The organism is Roseomonas sp. TAS13 (assembly GCF_001950415.1).
In the GTDB taxonomy this organism is placed as follows: Bacteria; Pseudomonadota; Alphaproteobacteria; order Acetobacterales; family Acetobacteraceae; genus Roseomonas; species Roseomonas mucosa.
The window spans coordinates 1-1,222 of record NZ_BDLP01000672.1 but is presented as its reverse complement, the minus strand read 5'-3'; the positions used below and the strand labels follow the sequence as shown (position 1 = coordinate 1,222).

Annotated in this window: 2 protein-coding genes; both read left to right on the top strand. The window is 66.4% G+C overall.

Going from position 1 to position 1,222, the window contains the following annotated elements; all coding sequences use genetic code 11:
* Positions 1-576, top strand: a 576-nt coding sequence (locus ROTAS13_RS24735) for a Mu transposase domain-containing protein (RefSeq protein ID WP_408906176.1), incomplete at its 5' end; no start/stop codon positions are given.
* On the top strand, positions 576-1,222 hold a 647-nt coding region (istB, locus tag ROTAS13_RS24730; RefSeq protein WP_075823684.1), incomplete at its 3' end, for an IS21-like element helper ATPase IstB. The genes ROTAS13_RS24735 and istB, both read left to right, overlap by 1 nt.

Sequence of the window (1,222 nt, the reverse complement as noted above, 5' to 3'; positions counted from 1 at the left end):
CGGTTCGACGGGTTCCATGCCGTGCCTGCCGCGGTATCCAAGACCTGCCTGGTGCGGTTCGACAACAACAAGTACTCGGTGATGGCGAGCGCGGTGGGGCGGCCGGTCGAGATCCGGGCCTATGCCGAGCGGATCGAGTTGCGCCAGGACGGCCGGGTGGTGGGCGAGCACCGGCGCGTGTTCGGCCGGGACCAGACGGTGTTCGACCCCTGGCACTACGTGCCCGTGCTGGCGCGCAAACCTGGAGCGCTGCGCAACGGGGCACCGTTCAAGGACTGGCTGCTCCCCAGTGCACTGGAACGGGTCCGCCGCAAGCTGGCCACAGCCACCGATGGCGACCGGCAGATGGTGGAGATCCTGACCAGGGTGTTGGACGACGGTCTGGCTGCGGTTGAGGCCGCTTGCAGCGAGGCGCTGCGTGAGGGCGTCCACTCGGCCGATGTCATCCTCAACATCCTCGCCCGCCAGCGCGAGCCACCGCCACCGGTGACCATCCTGACCCCGGAGGCGCTCCGGCTGCGGCATGCGCCCCTGGCCGACTGCAGCCGCTACGACAGCCTGAGGAGAGGACCCTGATGGAACGCACCGCTATCCTCGCCACCATGGGCGAGCTGAAGCTCTACGGCATGCGCGCGGCGTTTGACGCCATCATCACGACCGCCGTCAAACGCCAGCATGAGCCACAGCAGGTTATCGGCGACTTTGTCTCGGCCGAGATCGCCGAGAAGCAGGCGCGCTCGATCAAGTATCAGATCACCACCGCCAAGCTGCCGCTGGCCAAGGACGTGGACGAGTTCGGGTTCGACGGTACCCCGGTTAACGAGGCTCTGGTCCGTGATCTCGCGGGTGGCGGGTTCCTGGCCCAGCAGCGCAACGTGGTGCTCGTCGGTGGCACCGGCACGGGCAAAACCCATTTGGCTATCGCCATTGCCCGGGCCTGCATCCGCGATGGAGCGCGCGGACGGTTCTACAACGTGGTTGACCTGGTGAACCGCCTCGAGGCCGAGACCCGGGCCGGACGACAAGGGCGCATCGCCGATCATCTCTGCCGCCTGGATTTCGTTGTCCTCGACGAGCTCGGCTATCTGCCATTCGCCCAGTCCGGCGGCCAGTTGCTGTTCCACCTTGTCAGCCGTCTCTACGAGCAGACCTCGGTCATCGTCACCACCAACCTCGCTTTTGGTGAATGGCCCAGCGTCTTTGGGGACGCCAAGATGACCAC